This is a genomic window from Amycolatopsis sp. lyj-346 (assembly GCF_046548975.1).
Classification (GTDB): domain Bacteria; phylum Actinomycetota; class Actinomycetes; order Mycobacteriales; family Pseudonocardiaceae; genus Amycolatopsis.
On the sequence record NZ_JAJPWT010000026.1, the window covers coordinates 36,790 to 54,712 of the forward strand.

Annotated in this window: 16 protein-coding genes; 6 read left to right on the plus strand and 10 right to left on the minus strand. The window is 72.1% G+C overall.

Features of this window, described 5'->3' with window-relative positions:
- Positions 1-6: 6 nt before the first annotated feature.
- From ACLJQE_RS42650 to ACLJQE_RS42680, 7 genes are all read right to left on the minus strand, one after another.
- Positions 7-1,431, minus strand: a complete 1,425-nt coding sequence (locus tag ACLJQE_RS42650; protein WP_410645560.1) for an oligosaccharide flippase family protein — start codon at positions 1,429-1,431, stop codon at positions 7-9.
- Entirely contained in the window at positions 1,428-2,726 is a 1,299-nt protein-coding gene (locus ACLJQE_RS42655) for a glycosyltransferase family 87 protein (protein WP_410645561.1), read from the minus strand. Before ACLJQE_RS42655 ends, ACLJQE_RS42650 begins: the two co-directional genes overlap by 4 nt.
- Positions 2,723-3,577 (minus strand): hypothetical protein, encoded by an 855-nt coding sequence (locus ACLJQE_RS42660; protein WP_410645562.1) that lies wholly within the window; start codon positions 3,575-3,577, stop codon positions 2,723-2,725. The genes ACLJQE_RS42655 and ACLJQE_RS42660 overlap by 4 nt, the downstream gene beginning before the upstream one ends.
- Positions 3,574-4,626 carry a glycosyltransferase gene (locus ACLJQE_RS42665; protein WP_410645563.1) on the minus strand — a complete coding sequence of 351 codons (1,053 nt, stop codon included), beginning with the start codon at positions 4,624-4,626 and terminating at the stop codon, positions 3,574-3,576. The genes ACLJQE_RS42660 and ACLJQE_RS42665 overlap by 4 nt, the downstream gene beginning before the upstream one ends.
- Before the next feature lie 80 nt (positions 4,627-4,706).
- Positions 4,707-5,933 carry an O-antigen ligase family protein gene (locus ACLJQE_RS42670; RefSeq protein WP_410645564.1) on the minus strand — a complete coding sequence of 409 codons (1,227 nt, stop codon included), beginning with the start codon at positions 5,931-5,933 and terminating at the stop codon, positions 4,707-4,709.
- A 2-nt stretch (positions 5,934-5,935) separates the two neighbouring features.
- A complete protein-coding gene (locus ACLJQE_RS42675) occupies positions 5,936-6,901 on the minus strand; it encodes a polysaccharide deacetylase family protein (protein WP_410645565.1) in 966 nt (321 codons plus the stop codon).
- Positions 6,898-7,734: a hypothetical protein gene (locus ACLJQE_RS42680; protein ID WP_410645566.1), complete on the minus strand. Its 837-nt coding sequence runs from the start codon at positions 7,732-7,734 to the stop codon at positions 6,898-6,900. The genes ACLJQE_RS42675 and ACLJQE_RS42680 overlap by 4 nt, the downstream gene beginning before the upstream one ends.
- Before the next feature lie 405 nt (positions 7,735-8,139).
- Between ACLJQE_RS42680 and ACLJQE_RS42685 the strand changes: the two genes are divergently transcribed.
- From ACLJQE_RS42685 to ACLJQE_RS42705, 5 genes are all read left to right on the plus strand, one after another.
- Positions 8,140-8,508, plus strand: a complete 369-nt coding sequence (locus ACLJQE_RS42685; RefSeq protein WP_410645567.1) for a hypothetical protein — start codon at positions 8,140-8,142, stop codon at positions 8,506-8,508.
- Between the two features lie 104 nt (positions 8,509-8,612).
- Positions 8,613-8,963, plus strand: a complete 351-nt coding sequence (locus tag ACLJQE_RS42690; RefSeq protein WP_410645568.1) for a hypothetical protein — start codon at positions 8,613-8,615, stop codon at positions 8,961-8,963.
- Positions 8,964-8,990: 27 nt separating this feature from the next.
- On the plus strand, positions 8,991-9,341 hold the full coding sequence (locus tag ACLJQE_RS42695) for an ANTAR domain-containing protein (protein WP_410645569.1): 351 nt from the start codon (positions 8,991-8,993) through the stop codon (positions 9,339-9,341).
- A 283-nt stretch (positions 9,342-9,624) separates the two neighbouring features.
- Positions 9,625-10,416 carry an SDR family oxidoreductase gene (locus ACLJQE_RS42700; protein WP_410645570.1) on the plus strand — a complete coding sequence of 264 codons (792 nt, stop codon included), beginning with the start codon at positions 9,625-9,627 and terminating at the stop codon, positions 10,414-10,416.
- A 217-nt stretch (positions 10,417-10,633) separates the two neighbouring features.
- Positions 10,634-10,987, plus strand: coding sequence for a hypothetical protein (locus ACLJQE_RS42705; protein WP_410645571.1), 354 nt, complete (start codon positions 10,634-10,636; stop codon positions 10,985-10,987).
- A 256-nt stretch (positions 10,988-11,243) separates the two neighbouring features.
- Here the strand turns inward: ACLJQE_RS42705 and ACLJQE_RS42710 are convergent, their stop codons facing one another.
- Both ACLJQE_RS42710 and ACLJQE_RS42715 read right to left on the minus strand, forming a co-directional pair.
- Positions 11,244-11,477, minus strand: a complete 234-nt coding sequence (locus ACLJQE_RS42710) for a hypothetical protein (RefSeq protein WP_410645572.1) — start codon at positions 11,475-11,477, stop codon at positions 11,244-11,246.
- 249 nt (positions 11,478-11,726) lie between these two features.
- Positions 11,727-13,355, minus strand: coding sequence for a glycoside hydrolase family 27 protein (locus ACLJQE_RS42715; protein ID WP_410645573.1), 1,629 nt, complete (start codon positions 13,353-13,355; stop codon positions 11,727-11,729).
- A gap of 288 nt (positions 13,356-13,643) precedes the next feature.
- Here ACLJQE_RS42715 and ACLJQE_RS42720 point away from each other — a divergent pair, with 288 nt between their 5' ends.
- Positions 13,644-16,520, plus strand: a complete 2,877-nt coding sequence (locus tag ACLJQE_RS42720; RefSeq protein ID WP_410645574.1) for a glycoside hydrolase family 9 protein — start codon at positions 13,644-13,646, stop codon at positions 16,518-16,520.
- Positions 16,521-16,643: 123 nt separating this feature from the next.
- Here ACLJQE_RS42720 and ACLJQE_RS42725 read toward each other — a convergent pair whose 3' ends face one another.
- Complete coding sequence (locus tag ACLJQE_RS42725; protein WP_410645575.1) at positions 16,644-17,840, minus strand: glycoside hydrolase family 5 protein; 1,197 nt, start codon at positions 17,838-17,840, stop codon at positions 16,644-16,646.
- Positions 17,841-17,923: the final 83 nt, after the last annotated feature.

Below are 17,923 nucleotides of genomic sequence, written 5' to 3' on the forward strand. Positions count from 1 at the left end.
GTGACCTCATCGGAGGCCTCCTCGGCGGAGTTCGGTGAGCGCGGTCCGTTGCAGCAGCACGGTCGCCCCGGCGTAGCCGGCGACGAGGACCGCGGCCTCGGCCACCGCTCCTGGTAGCGAGTCCCCGAACCACCGGCCCAGAGCCACCGCGGGCACCGCGCCCGCGACGCACGCGAGGGCCACCCGGGCCGACATCCCGGCCAGTTCGGCCACCGGCGGCGCCACGCCCAGCCCGGCCAGTACCCGCCACGCCAGCGGCACCACCAGCCACGCCGCCGCGCACTGGACCAGGGCGACCGCTTCGATCCCGGCGTGGGTCAGCGTCGCCAGCCCCGCCGCCAGCAGGACCAGGTGCGTGGTCTCGAGGGCCAGGTAGCGGCGGACGTGCCCGGTGGCCTTCACCGCCTGGTACCAGATCTGCAGCAGGCAGATCCCCGCGCCGTAGCCCGACAGCAGCACCAGCGGGCCGGCCGCGGCGGCCCACCGCTCGCCCAGCAGCACGACGTGGCCGGAAAGGACCGCGAGCGCCAGGTACAGGCCGCCCGTCACCACGAGGACCGCGCGGGTGAACCGGGTGACCGCGCCGCCGAGCGGTGCCCCCTCGCGCCGCAGCCGCGTGAACACCGGGAAGGCGACCGCGCCGAGCACGACCGCCACCATGATGTACGGGACCCAGGCGAGCCGGTACGCCAGCGAGTAGACGCCGACCGCGTCCGGCCCGAGCACGTGGCCCACCGCGAAGTAGTCGAGGTTGACCAGCAGCGCGCCGACGACCGCGGCCGGCCCGACGACGGCCACCCAGCGCAGGACCTCGCGCGCCGCCGCGGTGTCCCAGCACGGCCGGACGCCGCCGCGGGCCAGCGCGCCCAGCAGCGGCTGCGACACCGCCGTGGCCAGCAGCCCGAGCACCAGTGACAGCGGGCCGGCGCCGCACGCGGCGAGGACGACCGTCAGCACCGCGCCCAGCACCGCGCTCCCGCCGTCGGGCAGCAGCCGCCGCCGGAAGTCGAGCTCGCGGTGCATCAGGCCCATCTGCACCCCGCCCGCCGCCGAAAACGGCAGGCCGAGCGCGGCCAGCCGGACCAGCCCGGCGGCGTCCGGCGTGCCGAGCAACGCCGTGAGCGGCCCGGCCGCGGCGGCCAGCGCGACGGCCAGGACGATCCCGGCGCCGACGCTCAGCGTGAGCACCGTGCCCGCCGTCCGGCGCGGATCGCCTTCGGTGCGGCCGATGACGTCGTAGACCCCGATCGACTGGACGACCTGGCCGAGGTTCACCAGCGCCACCGCGAGCGCCACGGCGCCGAGCTGTCCCTCGGTGAACAGGGCGGCCAGCACCAGCGTGACCAGCATCTGGCTGCTCTTGCTGACCAGGTTGACCACGCCCAGCCACAGCGAGCCGCGGACCGCGCGGGTCCCGAGCGCGGTCGTCACGCGGCCCGCACCCGGCGTGCGGCGACCACGGCGAGGCCCCACGCGACGACGACCGCGACCCCGTCCACGGTGACCGCGGCCCGCGACCCGAACACCGACATCACGGCGGAGTCCACTGTGTACAGATGGGCGAAGGGGACGGCGAGCGCGAGGACCGCGAGCCCCGCCGCGCCCCACCCCGGCTCGGCCCGGTGCCGCCACCACAGCGCGGCCACGGCGGCCATCGCGGGCACGGCGATCAGCACGTCACCGGGCTGGTGCACCACGCAGACCACGACGGCGAGGACGGTCAGCAGGTCGGCGACCGGCGCCGTGGCGGCCCGGATGAGCAGCGCGCTCGTCACGAGCACCCCGGCCAGCACCACCAGCTCGACGCCGGACGGCGCCCAGCCGGTGACGCGGAACAGCACCGCGGCGACGTCGATGCGTTGCGCGGTGACGGAGTCCACCGCGCCGTAGTCGGTGCCGCGGGCGTGGGCGAGGTTCGCGACGACGACGTCCAGGAACGGTCCGATGCCGCCGCCGCGCACCACGAGGAGCACCACGACCGGCAGGCTGGCGGCCGCGGCGACGGCGGTGCCCGTCAGCGCCACCCGTCGCGAGCCGCGGGCGAACAGCAGGACGGCCAGGGGAAAGCCGTACTGGGGCTTGAGCCAGGCGAGTGCGAGCGCGACGGCCGCCCACCCGGGCCGGTCGCGCCGGGCGAGCAGGGCACCGGCCACGCCGATGGCGATCAGCGGGTTGATCTGGCCGACGTAGAGCTGGGCCTTCCCGACCTGGCTGGTCACCAGCAGCGCGGCGACGACGGCGGTGCCGACGGCGAACGGCACCGGGACGTACCGCCGGACGGCGTGGGCGGTCATGGCGGCGAGCGCGACCAGCAGCAGCAGCGAAACGAGGGTGAACGCGACGGCGCCCGCCCGGTAGCCGGGCAGCGCGAAGGGTGCGTGCAGCAGCAGGTGGTAGGGCTGGTAGAGGTTGAAGTCCTGGCGGACCGGCCAGTGCGCGAACATCGCGGCGGGGTCGTAGGGGTTGCCGCCGCCGAGGAATTCGCGGATGGGGAAGTAGAGGGCGTCGCGGAAGTCCTGCAGCCGCTCTTCGCCGAGAACGGCGGCGGTCGGCAGCGGAACCTGCCAGGACGGCTGGAGGGCGTGCCAGGCGCTCAGGGTTCCGGCGAGGGTCGCGAGGAGAAGGACGAGCCGCTGCTTCGGAGACATGCCCGCGCCGCGGGCGAAGGCGGCAGGCCGCCCGCCGGGGCCGGGGGAGACCGGGGCAGTGGGTTGCTTCGAGCTCATGCCAGCACCACCGCCACCAGCACCGCGTCCGCCGGCAGCACGGCCACCGTGGCCGTCAGCTCGGCCTGGCGACGGCCCGCCGGCGTCACCGCCACCACCGAGGTGCCCTCTCCTCGCTCCTCCGGCAAGCCTGCCGCCAGCTTGGCCGCCGTCTCGGTCAGCTCCGGTGTCACCGGCAGCACGCGGACCGGCCGCCCCGCCGCGCGGGACAGCACCGCCAGCCGGTCCGCGGTCGACGGGTCCTCCTCGGGCAACACCGTCACCGGGCGGTGCACCCCCGCCGCGGCCAGTGCCCGGCGCACCGGGCCCGGGCCCGCGCCTCCCGGCGTCAAGCGGCGCAGGGCCGCCGTCGCGAGACCCGCCGCGATCGCGCCGACCAACGCCAGCCCGGTCACCAGCGGGACGTCCGGTGCCACCGCGATCACCTCGGGCCGCGTGTCCAGCGTCCGCAGCTTCCCGGCCGGTGCGAGCAGGTCCGCGTCGATCATCGCCTTGCCCAGCGCCATCGCCGCCGCGCCCGCCTGCTCCGCCGAGGGCGCACGCACCGACAGCCGCGCGAGGCCGGAGGCCGGGACCAGCTCGACCGACACGTGCCCGGCCAGCTCGTCCGGGCCGTACCCGGACACCGGTGCCGCCGCCTGCAGCACCGAGGGGCTGCGGGCCAGTTCGACCAGCGCGGGCAACGCCAGCGAGACGACTTCGCCGTAGGGGGCACCGTCCGCCGCCGCGGGGCCGGCGAGCAGGCTCACCCGGCCCTGGTACTCCGGGGCGCGCGTCAGGCCGGCGATCAGCACGAGCGCACCCACCAGCAGCGCCACGGCGCCGCTCAGGACAACAGTGCGGGACTTCATCGGGCACCTCGGAGCAACTCGTCGTAGGACTTCATGAGCGGGTGCGGGTCGTAGTCGCGCTCGACGGCCCGGATTCCTTCGGCAGCCACGGTTTCCCGAGCCACCGAGTCGAACAGGAGCGTGTTCAGCGCGGCGGCCGTCGCGGTGGGGTTCCCGGGCGGCACCACGATCCCGCCGCCACTCGCCAGCACACCGCCGATCCCGCCGACGTCCGTCGCGACCACCGGCCGTCCGGCCGCCATCGACTCCAGCACCGCCAGCGGCAGGCCCTCCCAGTCGCTGGTCAGCACCGTGACGTCGGCCGCGGCGAGCAGGTCGGGCACGTCCGCGCGGGTGCCGAGGAACTCCACCCGGCGGCCCAGCGCCTGCGCGCGCCGCTCGAGGTCCGCGCGCAGGCTGCCGTCGCCGGCCAGCCACAGCACGGCGTCGCCGCCGACCGCGGCCCAGGCGTCCAGCAGCACGTCGTGGCGCTTCTGCGGTTCGAGCCGGGCCAGGCAGAGCGCGACCGGCGTGCCTTCCGGGACGCCGAGGGAGGCGCGGACCTCCGCGCGGCCGAACACCGGCGGGCTGGGGAACACCGCGTTGGGGATCACCACCGGCCGCTCCAGACCCGCCGCGGCCAGCCGGTCCGCGGTGGCGGCGGAGACCGCGACGACCCGGCCGGACGTGCGGCGCAGGATCCGGGCCGCGGCCGGGTAGTCCTCGTCGGCGACGCCGTGGAAGACGGTGAGCGGCCGCCGTCCCGGTGCGAGCGCGAGGCGGGCCACCAGGCTCGCGCCGACGTTGTGGGCCAGCACGACGTCGGGCCGGAACCGCGCGATCGCGCGACGGGTGGCCCAGGCCGCCTTCAGCACGCCCGCCTTGCTGCGGCGGGCGAGCGGCACGGGGAACGCCGGCGTGCCGTCCGCGGCCAGCGCGTCGGCGCGGAAACCCCCGCCACTGGCGACAGCGGACACCCAGCCGTACTCCTCGCCGCGGGCCACCATGCCGGCCACGAGCGTCTCCGCCCCGCCCGCCCCCATCTCACTGATCACGTGCAGCACCCGCATCGGCGCTCCCCTCTCCTCGGCACTGTGTCGATCGTTCGCAATCCGGCCACAGCCACGGCCGAATGGCTTCGTAGCAACGGTCACGTGCCGCATTCGGGGGGCGGCCTGCTTTTGGCCGGATTGCGAATCCGTGCTTCGGCCGCGACGGCCAGCGCTGCCAGCGACCACAACGGCAGGTAGTACTGCTCGGACAGGAACGTCGAGGTGACCAGCACGGCCAGCAGCGATGCCTGGATCGCGACCGCTTCCGTCCGCCGCGGCCCGGGTCCGGCCAGCCGGACCGTCCGCTCGCTCGCCACCGCGGCCACACCGACCACCCCGGCGAACAGCGCGAACCCGGGCAGGCCGAGTTCCGCGGCGACCTCGAGGTACATGTTGTGCGCCACCGGGGTCTGCTCGTCGACCTCGGCGTTGTGCGACTCGGCGGCGTAGTGCTCGCGGAACCCGCCGGGGCCGACGCCCAGCCCGGGGTGGGCGGTCAGCATCCGGGCCGCCGCCTGCCAGCGCAGCTCCCGGGTGTCCACATTGGACGCGGCGATGAAGCTCTTCTCCTGCAGCGCCCGGTCCAGCTGCGGCCCGGCGAACAGCACGGCACCCAGCCCCAGCCCGGCAACCGCCACGGCCGCGGCGGCGAGCACCCGCCACGGCAGCACCCGCCGCAGCAGCAGCCAGCCGACCGCGGCGGTCAGGCCGAGTGCGCCACCGCGGGAGAACGTCGCCGTCGCACCGGCCACCAGGACGACGCCCGCCACGGTCAGGAGGAACCCCCGGCCGCGGCGGTGCAGCGCCGCGAGCAGCGGGACGGCGGCGACGAGGAAGTAGGCCAGGTCGTTCGGGTCCGGCTGCGGGCCGCTGGCGCGGGCTTCGCCCTCGGCGACCAGGCTGTAGAGGGCGCCCGCGCCGGCGACGGTCGCGCCGGCGGCCGCCGCCAGCAGCAGCCACCGGATCGGGACCTCCCGGCTCGCGACGTCCGCGAGCACCGCGGTGACCACCAGGAACGGCAGCCAGCGCAGGGTGTACTCGGCGGTGAACGGGCTCGCCGCGTGCCGGGCCGCGGTCGCCGCGAGCACCACGGTGAGAAGCGCGAGGACCGCGTGCAGCGGCGTCGGGCGGGGCGGCTGCCGCCGCCGGATCCGCACGGCGAGCCAGACGACGGTCAGCAGCGCGGGCGCGACCTTGCCGAGCTGGCCCTGCACGGCCGTCAGGTAACCCTCGACCGGCGCCAAGGCAACGGTCGCGCACGCGAGGGCCCGCAGCAGGGCCGTCTCGAGGTGCTCGCGCCGGGCAGGCCTGACGACCGCAACCATCGTCATCTCCCGGCGTCCAATCTGGTCACCGGCCGGGTGCGCCGCACAGTGGTCCGGCGGACGTACTCCCCGGTGCCGACGACGTCGAAGTGCTCCCGCAGCGCCGACAGCACCCAGCCGAGCCAGGCCAGCTTCCGCGCACCCGGTGTCGCCATCCCGGGGAAGAACTCCATCCCGGGCGCGTCGGCGGCGCCGAGGACGTCGGTGGGGTGCAGCAGCAGCGACGGCGAAACCCCGCGGGCGCGGCAGAGCCGCAGCGCCGTCCGGAAGTACGCGCGGGCCAGCCGCGGCGAGATTTCGTGCAGCTGCAGGAGGTAGGAACCGTGGATCGGCGTGCGCAGCAGCGGCATCGTCGTCACCGGCAGCTCGACGAGCGTGCTGCCCACGCAGGTTTGCCAGCGGTAGGCGTGCACCGGCGCCAGTGCACGGGAGACGCCGCCGAACAGCTCGTCGAGCCCTTCTTCCGGCGCTTTCGCCGTGCGGTTGTGGTACGCGCGGGCCAGCGGGCCGATCCACGTCGGCAGCGTGCTGGCGTCGTAGGCGTAGCCGCGTTCGGCGAGCAGCTCGACCAGGTCGCGCGTGACGCTGTAGCCGGGACCGCGGAACCCGCTCGGCCGGGGCGCGCCCGCGGCGGCGATCGCGTCTTCGGTCCGGCTCAGCTCGTCTTCGAGCCGCTCGCGCGAATAGCGGTGCAGCCAGGGTTCGTGGCCGAAGGAGTGGTTGGCCACCTCGTGGCCCGCCGCGGCGATCTCGGCGACCGCCTTGGCGCCGTCCTCGCGGACGACGTCGGCCCCCACGACGAAGACCGTCGTCGTCAGGCGCTGCTCGCCGAGGATCTCCAGCAGCCGCGGCACCGCGGACGGCAGGAAGCTGGGCCGGTCGCGCCAGCCCGGATCACCGTGGGTCTTGAGGTAGGCCCACAGGTTGTCGAGGTCGACCGAGACGCTCGCGAGCGGCCGCGGGGTCACGCGGCCTCCCCGGCGAGGGCGGGCGCGCCGGCCCGCGACTGCACGCCGAGCAGCAGGACACCGCACACGACCACGGCGAGCCCGGCGGCCACCCACGGTCCCTGCCCGGTGGCGACGTGGTCGCCGAGGGCGGCGATCCCGGTGACCGACGCCAGCACGATCGTGGTCGCGTCGGCCGTGGCCACCACCGCGGCCGCCGGCCCGCGCTGCAGGGCGGACGCCATCGAAGCCTGGCCGAGCACGGCCGCCGCCAGCATCAGCCAGGTCAGCGGATTCCCCGGCAGGGCAGCGAGATCGAGGTGGGCGAGGGTCCGGCTGGCGACCGCCACGACGGCGAACGCGAGTCCGGACAGGACGGCGGCCGGCAGGAACGTCCCCGCGCGGCCCGCGGGGACCATGGCCAGCCCGATGCCGAGCACCACGACCGCGAGAACGGCGACCCCGGCGGGCGGCAGGTCCGTGGCGACCGAGGCCGACGACGACCCGGCCAGCACGACCAGCCCGGAAGCCAGCAGCACCAGCGTTATCGCTTCCCCGGTGCGGATCCGCCACCCGAGCACGACGATCCCGAACGCCGTCGCCAGCCCGATGGCCGACGAAGACGCGGCCTGAACCAGGTACAGCGGCAGGGAAGCACGCGCGAAGAAGGCGAGCGCGAACCCGCCGACCTGGCCGGCGAAACCCAGCAGGTACAGGCGATCGGCGGCGAGCCGGGCCAGCAGGCCGAGCCCCGCGCCCGGCCGGTTCCCGGCCCGCCGCGCCGCGACGCTCTGCGCGACGATCCCCACCGCGTAGAGCACCGCGGACGCCACGAGCACCGCGTAATCCACCACGAACGACTCCTCACGTCCCGCACCGCGTACCGGGTGACCCGGCAAAGCGTAGGAACGCGGAAGTGGCTTCACTTTCGAAGGATGGGGTTCGGGAATTCGTCACGCTCCGACACGGAACCGCGGGCCGCGAGCAACCCCAAAGCGTGACATGCACGGGTGGCTCGGTTGGTGGAACACGTTGCGTAGTAACGGTTCAGTGATCACCGGCCGCGCGTCCGGCCGAATCCTGGAGGTCCCGGGGTGGGCCACCCGTTCGAGCTATACGAACCCCGGTCAGGGGTCCGCGCACCCCACACGATCGGTGAACCGGCTGGAACGCCGGGCGGGCCCTCAGTACGGTTTTCCCACCGAGGCGGATCATTGCCTTGAATTCCGCCTTGGCAATTGTCTTATCGAGGAGAATCCATGCTGAAGAAAATCGGCTTCGTCGCCGCCACCATGGCCGCCGGGGCATTCGTCACCGGCGGGATCGCGGCCGCCGGGACGCCCGACGAAGAGCACGGCCACCACCACGGCCACTACGGTTACGACCACACCGGTCAGGTCGGCCTGGTGAACCTGAACAACACCGACGTGCTGCACAACGTCAACGGCACGCTCGGGCTCTGCGGCAACGACGTCAACGTGCTCGGCGTCCAGGTGCCGATCCACGAGTCGCTCAACGGGATCGGCGTGCCGGTCCTCTCGCCGGGTGCGAGCGAGGCGAGCGGCGAGTCGCCGTACAACTGCGCCTCCAGCGGGCTCGCCGACGGCGGCACCAGCCAGGGCGAGTGAATTTCCGCCCCCGGCGGAAAGAAATGATTTCCGTAAATGGCGCGGCTGCAGTCGCGCCGTGAAGTACCGCCCCGTGGCGGGCGGGCAGTTGAGGAGTTCTTCCTGTGATCAAGCAGCTCGGATTCGTCGCGACCGCACTGGCCGCCGGGTTGGCCGCGTTCGGCGGCTCGGCCTCCGCGGCCACCGTGACCGTTGACGGTCACCCGTCCGACCACAGCGAGCAGTTCGGCCTGGCCAACGTGCAGAACCTCGACGCGCTGCACAACGTGAACGCGGTCGTCGGCGTCTGCGACAACAACGTCAACGTGCTCGGGGTGCAGGTCCCGCTGCACGACGTCGCCCAGGGCATCGACGTCCCGATCCTGTCGCCGGGGGCGCACGAGGCCGAAGGCTCGACGCCGTCCAACTGCGCCAGCGGCAGCATCGCCGACGGCGGGACGGCCCAGGGCCACTGACCGACCCGGTGGGAAGCCGTCGCACGGATGCTCGTTCCGTGCGGCGGCTTTTCGCTGGGCGAGGCAAGGCGGGAGCGTGCGACCGTGGCCGGTGACGTCGACCCGGCGGTCGAGAACGCGCAGCTGCGCGAGGCGCTGTCCACCCGGCCGGTGATCGAGCAGGCCAAGGGCATGGTGATGCTCCTGCGCGGCTGCTCCCCCGCGGAGGCGTTCGGCGTGCTGGTCACCTTGTCGCAGTCGAGCAACGTCAAGCTCCGCGACGTGGCCGCGGTCGTCGTGGCCGCCGGCAGCAACGCCGGGCCGGGACTGTCCGATGCGGACGCCGAACGCGCGGTCCGCGCGGTGTTGTGCCACCACCTGCCCGTCCCTTCGGGCTGACCGCTGGGAACCGGCGAGGCCGGGGCGTCGCCCGGCTGCGGGCTCGGCTGAGGGGTTCACGCCTCGCCGGTTCACCAGCCGGAAACCCGTTCCCGAGGTCGGAGGAACGAGTTCCGTGCGCTGAGCCTACGGCTTCGCCCGTGATTCGGTCGCGGTTGTTCGAGTGGTTGTGGCCTGAACGATTGTGCGAACGCGACCATGGGGTTGCGGTCACGGTTGACCTGGAGCGCGCTCCAGCCCTTAGCGTCGTTCGGGACAAGATCGCGGGGAAAGGCGGCAAGTGGTGAACAGCCAATTCGTGACGCACACGGAGCTTTTCGATCTGAGTGGTAAACGCGGCCTCGTCACCGGTGGTACCAGGGGCATCGGGATGATGATCGCGCGCGGGCTCCTCCAGGCGGGCGCCCGCGTGGTCATCAGCTCACGCAACGCGGAAGCCTGCGCCCGGGCGCAGGAACAGCTGTCCGAACACGGCGACGTCCGGGCGGTCCCCGCCGATCTGTCCCGGCACGACGAGTGTGAGCGCCTCGCTCACCTGGTCACGGCCGACGCCGGCGGTCTCGACATCCTCGTCAACAATGCGGGCGCGATGTGGGACGAGCCGTTGGCGACGTTCCCGGACGCGGCATGGGACACGGTCGTCGACCTCAACCTGAAGGCGCCGTTTTGGCTGGTGCAGGCGCTGCTGCCGGCACTTCGCCACGCTGGGACCGCCGACGATCCCGCGCGGATCATCAACATCGGCAGCATCGCCGCCATCCACATCCCCCAGCGGCCCAACTACTCGTACTCCAGCAGCAAGGCCGCACTGCACCAGCTCACCAGAGTGCTCGCCAAGGAACTGGGCCCGCAGCACATCACGGTGAACGCGGTGGCGCCGGGACCGTTCCCGTCGGCGATGATGGCGGCAACCCTCGACGAGCTCGGCGAGGCGATCGCGGCGTCGGCCCCGCTGCGCCGGATCGGCCGCGACGACGACATGGCGGGGGTCGCCGTGTTCCTCGCCAGCCGGGCAGGCGCTTACCTGACGGGCACTGTCGTTCCCGTCGACGGAGGGATTGCCACAACCGCGTGATGCGTCGGCGCGATGCCGGGCTCCGCCAATAAACCCGCTGACCCGATCGGGCCAATCACGGCGCGGTCAGCGGCTTGCGGTGCGCACCCAATGGTGGCTTGAAGTGGAATGGTCCCCATTCTCTCAGTACGTTTTCCTCACGCGGGACGGGCAACACACACCTCGCCGCCGTCCTGTCCGATGCACGGACGTTTTACCGAACGATCGAGGAGAACAAATGCTGAAGAAGGTTGGTTTCGTCACGGCTGCCATGGCGGCCGGGGCTTTCCTGGCCGGTGGCGTCGCGGCCGCCGGCACGCCGGGCGGTCACGACCACCACGACGGTGGCCACACCGGCCAGCTCGGCCTGCTCAACCTGAACAACACCGACGTGCTGCACAACGTCAACGCGGTGCTCGGCGTCTGCGACAACAACATCAACGTGCTCGGCGTCCAGGTGCCGATCCAGAACTCGCTCAACGGCATCGGCGTGCCGATCCTGTCGCCGGGCGCGCACGAGGCCAGCGGCGAGAACCCGGAGAACTGCGCCTCGGGCGGCCTCGCCGACGGTGGCACCAGCCAGGGTCACTGAGTCCCCGCGCCGCGGCTGCCCGTTGTGTGTGCGGAAGCCGGCCGGGGCGCGGAATCCGGCGCCGCGCCTGAAGTCGTGCGGCGTGCCGGGAACCGGGAGCGAGCCGCACAACTCCGGTTCCGGGCACGCAGCGACCTGGTGCCGACGCCGGCACGGGTGGGACCGGCCACCGGGCAGAGCCGGTGAGCCGGTCCCACCCGGCGCAGGCAAAAGCCGCGACCGACACGTCGGTCGCGGCTTTTTCGTGCCCGGGAGTTCACCGGCGGCCGAGCAGCCTCCCGACGACCCCGCGCCGTCGTCTCGGCTCCGGAACGGGCGTGGTGCCCACCCGCAGCACGATGTCCAGCACCGCCGCCTGCTGCTCGGTGGCGGCGCGGGTGTAGCCGGGTGACGCCGTGACGGCGCGGCGAAGGTCGTCGGGGTCGGCGGTGCCGGTGTCGAACCCGGTGACCCGGGTGACGTCGATGGGGCCTCGGCACGGTGTTTCCACGCGAAAGTTCTCCTGCGGTCGAGCGGTTCCGTACCTCTCGTTATCGCTCCGTTACCGCCCGCGCGTTACGGCTGCCGTGTCCCTCGGTCAGGTGAGAAGGCGACGTTGACAGCGGTCCGGTAGTGCACCCAATGTGGCCTTCGGTGCTCCATCCATGCCCCCGCCACCACCCTCAACGGAGGCGCTTCGCGCCGCAGTGCTGATTCAACGCACCGAAGGCCACATTGGGGCGCACCCGCCGGCGATCGGTCAGACGCGGCTCCACTGCTGGTTCGCCTGGCCGTTGCAGGTCCACAGGATCGCCCGGCTCCCGTTGGCGGTCGCGGCGCCTTCGACGTCCAGACACAGTCCTGACTGGACATTGCGGATCGTGCCGTCCTGACCGACGGTCCACTTCTGGTTGCTCTGCCCCGTGCACGAGCGGCTGAACACCCGGGCGCCGCTGGTGGTGCCGTCGAGGCACTTGTCGCCGAAGACGCGGATTTCGCCGTTCTCCCAGGTCGTCCAGAGCTGGTTGGCGGCGGTCTGGCAATCCCAGATCAGCGTGCCCGCGCCGGAGGCCGTCGAGGCGTTGTCGACGTCGAGGCAGCGGTTCGCACCGGTGCCTCGCAGCCGCGACGTCGTGGCGGCGAGCGGGGTTCCGCCCGAGACCCGGTAGGCGGCGACGCCGTGGGCGGGCACGCTCGCGCTGATCGCGCCGCTGGTGGCGGACGTGCCGCCGGTCCACAGGTCGGTCAGGGTGAACGACGTCCCGGCGAGCCCGATCTGGGCCGCGGTGGTGCTGATGTTCGTGGTGCCGCTGCCGCGGTTGAGCAGGCCGACGGCGACGGATCCGTCGGCGAGCGGCTTGGCGAAGACCTCGACGTTGCCGTCGTCGCGGACCCGGCGGCCGCCGGCACCGAGGCGGTCCTGGTTGACCGCCAGCAGGCGGGGGTTGCGCAGGACGGCGCTGATGTCGGCCGACATCGTGCGGATGTCGTTGCCCGCCATGAGCGGCGCGGCCAGCAGGGCCCACAGGGCGAAGTGGGCGCGGGACTCGGTCAGCGACAGGCCGGGGCGGCCGACGACGAGCATGTCCGGGTCGTTCCAGTGCCCGGGACCGGCCTGCGCGGCCAGCGGGGCGGTGACGTCGAGGACGTTGCCGACACCCATGGGGTAGCTGTTGGTGTTGCCGTTCTGCCAGATGTCGAGCAGGTCTTCGGTGGTGCGCCACAGGTCGGCGACCTGGCCCCAGTCGTACTTGTCGCCGGTGATGGCGTGGTAGCTGTTGGGGTTGATGCTGTAGACGATCGGCCGTCCGGTGGCGCGCAGGGCGTCGCGCATCAGGGCGAACCGGCTGACCTGTTCGTCGCGGGTGCCGGCGGGGGAGCACCAGTCGTACTTGAGGTAGTCGACGCCCCAGGAGGCGAACGTGCGGGCGTCCTGGGTTTCGTGGCCCTGGCTCCCGGTGGAGCCGGGGTAGGTGCCGGTGCGCTGGGCGCAGGTTTTGTCGGTGGGGACCTGGTAGATGCCGAACTTCAGGCCGCGGGCGTGGATGTAGTCCCCGAGTGCCTTCATGCCGCCGGGGAACTTCGAGGCGTTGGCGCGCAGGTTGCCCTGTGCGTCGCGCTGCGGGTCGAACCAGCAGTCGTCGACGACGACGTACTGGTAGCCCGCGTCACGCATGCCGGAGGAGACCATCGCGTCGGCGGCTTGGCGGATGGTGGTTTCGCTGACGTTGCAGCCGAAGCTGTTCCAGCTGTTCCAGCCCAGCGGCGGGGTCACCGCGGGGCTCCCGGGGGCGGCGACGGCGGCCGCCGGGACCGCGGCGGACAACGACACCGCGGCGGCCGCCGCGGTGAACAAGTGCAGGATCCGTGAACGGGTTCGTGCGGGCATCGGTGCCCCTTTCCGGACGGGCGGACCTGAAGTTAGCGTTAACATTTCCGTTCGCACCGGCGGTCGTGAAACTTACCGAAAATTTCGGCTCGACCGACCCGGTGGCCCACGTATGTATAGAGGACGGCCGGTGCGGCGTCCACCCTCCTTCTGTGGATCATTGCCAAAGGCGTGCGCGAATGATTACAGTTCCCTGCCTGGGAGCGCTCCCACTCAGTGACGTCCGTGGCTCCGCCACCCGGAGCCCCCGAAAGATTTCCGCCGAGCTCGACGACGAGGAGATGGCGAATGCGGGCAAGGAGATTCCGGACCGGTCTGGTGTTGCTGGGGGTGACGGCGCTCGGGCTGACGGCGGGTGCCGTGCCCGCCGCGGCCGCGGACTACGAGCGGCTGCTCAACGGCACCTTCGCCGGCAGCACCCCCGACCCCTGGTGGGCCGGTGAGGGTACCACCGGCCGCGTCACCGGCGGGGAGTTCTGCACCGACGTCACCGGCGGCACGGCCAACGGCTACGACGCGCTGGCCGGCCAGAACGGCGTCCCCTTCGAGGCGGGGCAGGAGTACACGCTGGAGTTCGACGCGCACGCGACGACCACCCAGCAGATCTCCGCCGTCGCGGGCGAGGCCGTCTCGCCCTACCGGCAGATCTCCCGCACCGACCTGACGGTCACCCCCGCCACCCAGCACTTCACCGTCACCTTCACGTCCACTTTGGACTTCCCGAACGCGGGCAACGGCCAGCTGGCCTTCTGGTTCGGCGGCCAGGCGGCGGACAACACCGTCTGCCTGGACAACATTTCACTGATCGGCGGAGTCATCCCGCCCGGTGGCCTGCCACCCACGAGCGGCATCCGGGTGAACCAGGAAAGTTACACGCCCGGCCTGCCCAAGCACGCCACGGTGATCAGCAATTCGGCGACGCCCGTGACGTGGACGTTGCGCAACTCCGCCGGCACCGCGGTGACCACCGGCCAGACCCGGCCCCGCGGCGCGGACGCCCCCTCCGGCGAGAACGTGCACGTCATCGACTTCTCGGCCTACGACACCGCGGGTACCGGGTACACGCTGGCCGTCGGCACCGAGACGAGCTTCCCGTTCGACATCTCCGCGGACGGGCTGAAGAAGCTGCGCTACGACGCGCTGGCGTTCTTCTACCACCAGCGCAGCGGGGTCGCGATCGACGCCCAGTACGTCGGGGCCACCTACGCGCGCCCGGCGGGGCACGTCAACGTCGCGCCGAACCAGGGTGACAACAACGTGCCCTGCCGGTCGGACCTGAACTGCGGCTACACCCTCGACGTCCGCGGCGGCTGGTACGACGCGGGCGACCACGGCAAGTACGTCGTCAACGGCGGCATCGCGACCTGGCAGCTGCTCGACGAGTACGAGCGTGCGTTGAAGCTGGGCGACGCGAGCGCGCTGGGCGACGGCAAGCTGGCCATCCCGGAGCGCGCCAACGGCGTGCCCGACATCCTCGACGAGGCCCGCTGGGAGGTCGACTTCCTGCTCTCCATGCAGGTGCCCGACGGCAAGCCGAACGCGGGCATGGTGCACCACAAGATCCACGACGCGCAGTGGACCAGCCTGCCCACCCGGCCGGAACTGGACAGCCAGCCGCGCCGGCTCTCCCCGCCGAGCACGGCGGCCACGCTGAACATGGCCGCGGTCGCGGCGCAGGGGTCCCGGCTGTGGCGGACGATCGACCCGGCGTACTCGGCGAAGCTGCTGGCCGCGGCCGAGAAGGCGTACGCCGCGGCGAAGGCCAACCCGGCCGTGCTCGCCGACCCGAACGACGGCACCGGCGGCGGGGCCTACGGCGACAACACCGTGACCGACGAGTTCTACTGGGCGGCCGCGGAGCTGTTCGCGACGACGGCGAAGAGCGCGTACCGCGCCGACGTCACCGGGTCTTCGCTCTACCGCGGCGCGAGCTTCAACACCCACGGCTTCGACTGGGGCTCGACGGGCGCACTCGGGGACATCACCCTCGCGCTGGTGCCCACCGACCTGCCGGCGGCGGACGTCGCGGCGATCAAGTCGGCGATCACCACGACCGCCGACAGCCACCTCGCCCAGATGGCGGGCATGGGCTACCCCGCGCCCTACCGCACGGCCGACGGCACGTACGAGTGGGGATCCAACGGCCTCGTGGCCAACAACGGCGTGGTGCTCGCACTGGCCCACGACTTCACCAAGCAGGACAAGTACCGCGACGGTGCGTTCCAGGCCATGGACTACCTGCTGGGCCGCAACCCCGCGAACCACTCCTACGTCTCCGGCCACGGTGACCAGGCCGTGCAGAACGTGCACCACCGGTTCTGGGCGCACCAGCTGGACCCGGCGCTGCCGATCGCGCCGCCCGGGGCGCTGTCCGGCGGGCCCAACAGCGGCCTGCAGGACCCGACCGCGGCCCGGCTGCTCACCGGCTGCGCGCCCCAGCGCTGCTTCGTCGACGACATCCAGGCGTATTCGGTGAACGAGGTGGCCGTCAACTGGAACTCGGCGCTGGCCTGGCTGGCGAACTGGACCGCGGAGAAGTCGCCGTCCGCGGTGGACACGACCGCCCCGGCCGCGGCGGGCAAGCCGAGCGTGTCGGCGGTGTCCGCCACCGGCGCGACGGTGACCTGGACGGCGTCCTCGGACGCGGAGAGCGGGATCAAGAACTACGACGTCGTCGGCGTGACCGGCGCGACCCGGAAGGTCCTCGCCACCGTCACCGGGACGTCCGCGACCCTCGCGGGCCTGACGCCCTCGACGGCGTACACCCTGGTCGTGGTGGCCCGCAACGGCGCGGGCCTCACCGGCCCGGACTCGGCGTCGACGCAGTTCACGACGCTGCCGGACCCCTCCGGCGGCGGCTGCTCGGTGGTTTACACGGGGTACAACTGGTCCGGCGGCTTCACGGCCTACCTCACCCTGACCAACACCGGGACCACGGCGTGGCCGACGTGGGCGCTCAAGTTCGCCTTCGCGGGTAACCAGAAGGTGACCCAGGGCTGGTCGGCGACCTGGGCGCAGTCCGGAGCGGACGTCACCGCCACGGCGCTGCCCTGGAACGCATCGGTGGCGCCGGGCAAGTCGGTCTCGATCGGCTTCAACGGCAGCTACACGGGCAGCAACCCCCAGCCGGCGGCCTTCGCGGTGAACGGGAAGACCTGCAGGTGACGGCCTCGCCGATCGCTCGATCGGCGAACCGCCGGAGAGTCCGCTAGCGTCTCACCCGCGGGCAGGTGCGCCTCCTCCCCCCTCGGCGCGCCTGCCCGCTCTACCGTCTGGAACGCGTGGTCGTCAGCCGGCGAGGCCGGCCTTGATGGCGTCGATGATGCCCTGCTGGGTCACCGCGTAGGACCGCCGGTCGAACAGGCCGAAGCCGTACTGGCCGTTGTGGCCGTTGTCCCAGTAGACCGTGGCCGCGCCGTACTTCTTGGCCGTCGAGACGATGGCGCGGGCGAAGTCGGCGCGGTACCGGTTGTTCGAGGAATCGAACGCCGACTTGTCGATGGCCCCGTATTCGCCGACGACGACCGGATAACCCTTCGCGACGAAGGCGTCGTACACCAGTTTCAGCTGGGCGTTGAGGTAGTCTTCCTGCCCCCACGTCGACTTCTTCGATGGATTGGTCGCGCCCCGGCCCCACTGCGTGATGGTGCCGTTTTCCTCGCCGGCGAAGTCCCACGGGCTGTAGTAGTGGACGGAAATCATGATCCGTTTTTCACTCGCGGGAATGCTGGGAGAACGGAACTGGTCGGTGGGCAGCCGGAAGCCGTAGTTGCCGGCGGTGTAATCGATATTGGTGTTCCAGCCGGGGACGAGCAGCCACCGGGAACTGTTGTTGCCGCCGGTCTTGCGCACGGTGTCGACGAAGATCTGGTTGTAGGCGTTGATGTTGGAGTAGCACGGCTGGGTCGGGTTGCCGTACTGCCCGTCGAACTCCTCGTTCATGGACTCGAGGATCAGGTGCTGGTCGTAGCCGGCGAACCGGGCCGCGACCTGCTGCCAGACCTTCTGGTACTTGGCCTTGATGGTGGCCTGGTCGGCGGCATCGCAGATCAGCCAGGCGCCGTTGATGCTCTTGTAGCCGTCGCCGTGCATGTTGATCAGCACGTACATGCCGCGCCGGTAGGCGTAGTCGACGACCTGCTGGATCCGGTTCAGCCAGGCGGCGTTGACCTGGTAGTTCGGGCCGGCGCCGATGTGGTTGAGGTAGGAGACCGGAATCCGGATGGTCCGGAACCCGGCGGCCTTGACCTTGTCGATGAGGGCTTGGGTCACGGTCGGCAGCCCCCACGCCGTTTCGCTGGGGACGCCGTTGGCGTTGGCTTCGAGCTGGTTTCCCAGATTCCACCCGGCGCCCATGTCGGCGACGATCTGTGAAGCATTCGCCTGAGTGGCGGCGGTGGCCGGATTAATCCCGGACACACTCGCGGTGACGGCCAGTGCGGCGGCCAGGAAGACGGACCGGAGCTTCGTTGCTCGGGAAGTCATGGCGGATTACCTCTCATGCCCATTGGGGGACATATTCCAACATGGTTGATACCCGCCGTCAACGCTCGCACCCGGCGATGATC

Coding starts and splice junctions, on each gene's coding strand:
- ACLJQE_RS42655 (WP_410645561.1), bottom strand. CDS start 2,726: ATGAGCTCGAAGCAACCCACTGCCCCGGTCTCCCCCGGCCCCGGCGGG.
- ACLJQE_RS42660 (WP_410645562.1), bottom strand. CDS start 3,577: ATGAAGTCCCGCACTGTTGTCCTGAGCGGCGCCGTGGCGCTGCTGGTG.
- ACLJQE_RS42665 (WP_410645563.1), bottom strand. CDS start 4,626: ATGCGGGTGCTGCACGTGATCAGTGAGATGGGGGCGGGCGGGGCGGAG.
- ACLJQE_RS42670 (WP_410645564.1), bottom strand. CDS start 5,933: ATGGTTGCGGTCGTCAGGCCTGCCCGGCGCGAGCACCTCGAGACGGCC.
- ACLJQE_RS42685 (WP_410645567.1), top strand. CDS start 8,140: ATGCTGAAGAAAATCGGCTTCGTCGCCGCCACCATGGCCGCCGGGGCA.
- ACLJQE_RS42695 (WP_410645569.1), top strand. CDS start 8,991: ATGCTCGTTCCGTGCGGCGGCTTTTCGCTGGGCGAGGCAAGGCGGGAG.
- ACLJQE_RS42705 (WP_410645571.1), top strand. CDS start 10,634: ATGCTGAAGAAGGTTGGTTTCGTCACGGCTGCCATGGCGGCCGGGGCT.
- ACLJQE_RS42715 (WP_410645573.1), bottom strand. CDS start 13,355: ATGCCCGCACGAACCCGTTCACGGATCCTGCACTTGTTCACCGCGGCG.
- ACLJQE_RS42720 (WP_410645574.1), top strand. CDS start 13,644: ATGCGGGCAAGGAGATTCCGGACCGGTCTGGTGTTGCTGGGGGTGACG.
- ACLJQE_RS42725 (WP_410645575.1), bottom strand. CDS start 17,840: ATGACTTCCCGAGCAACGAAGCTCCGGTCCGTCTTCCTGGCCGCCGCA.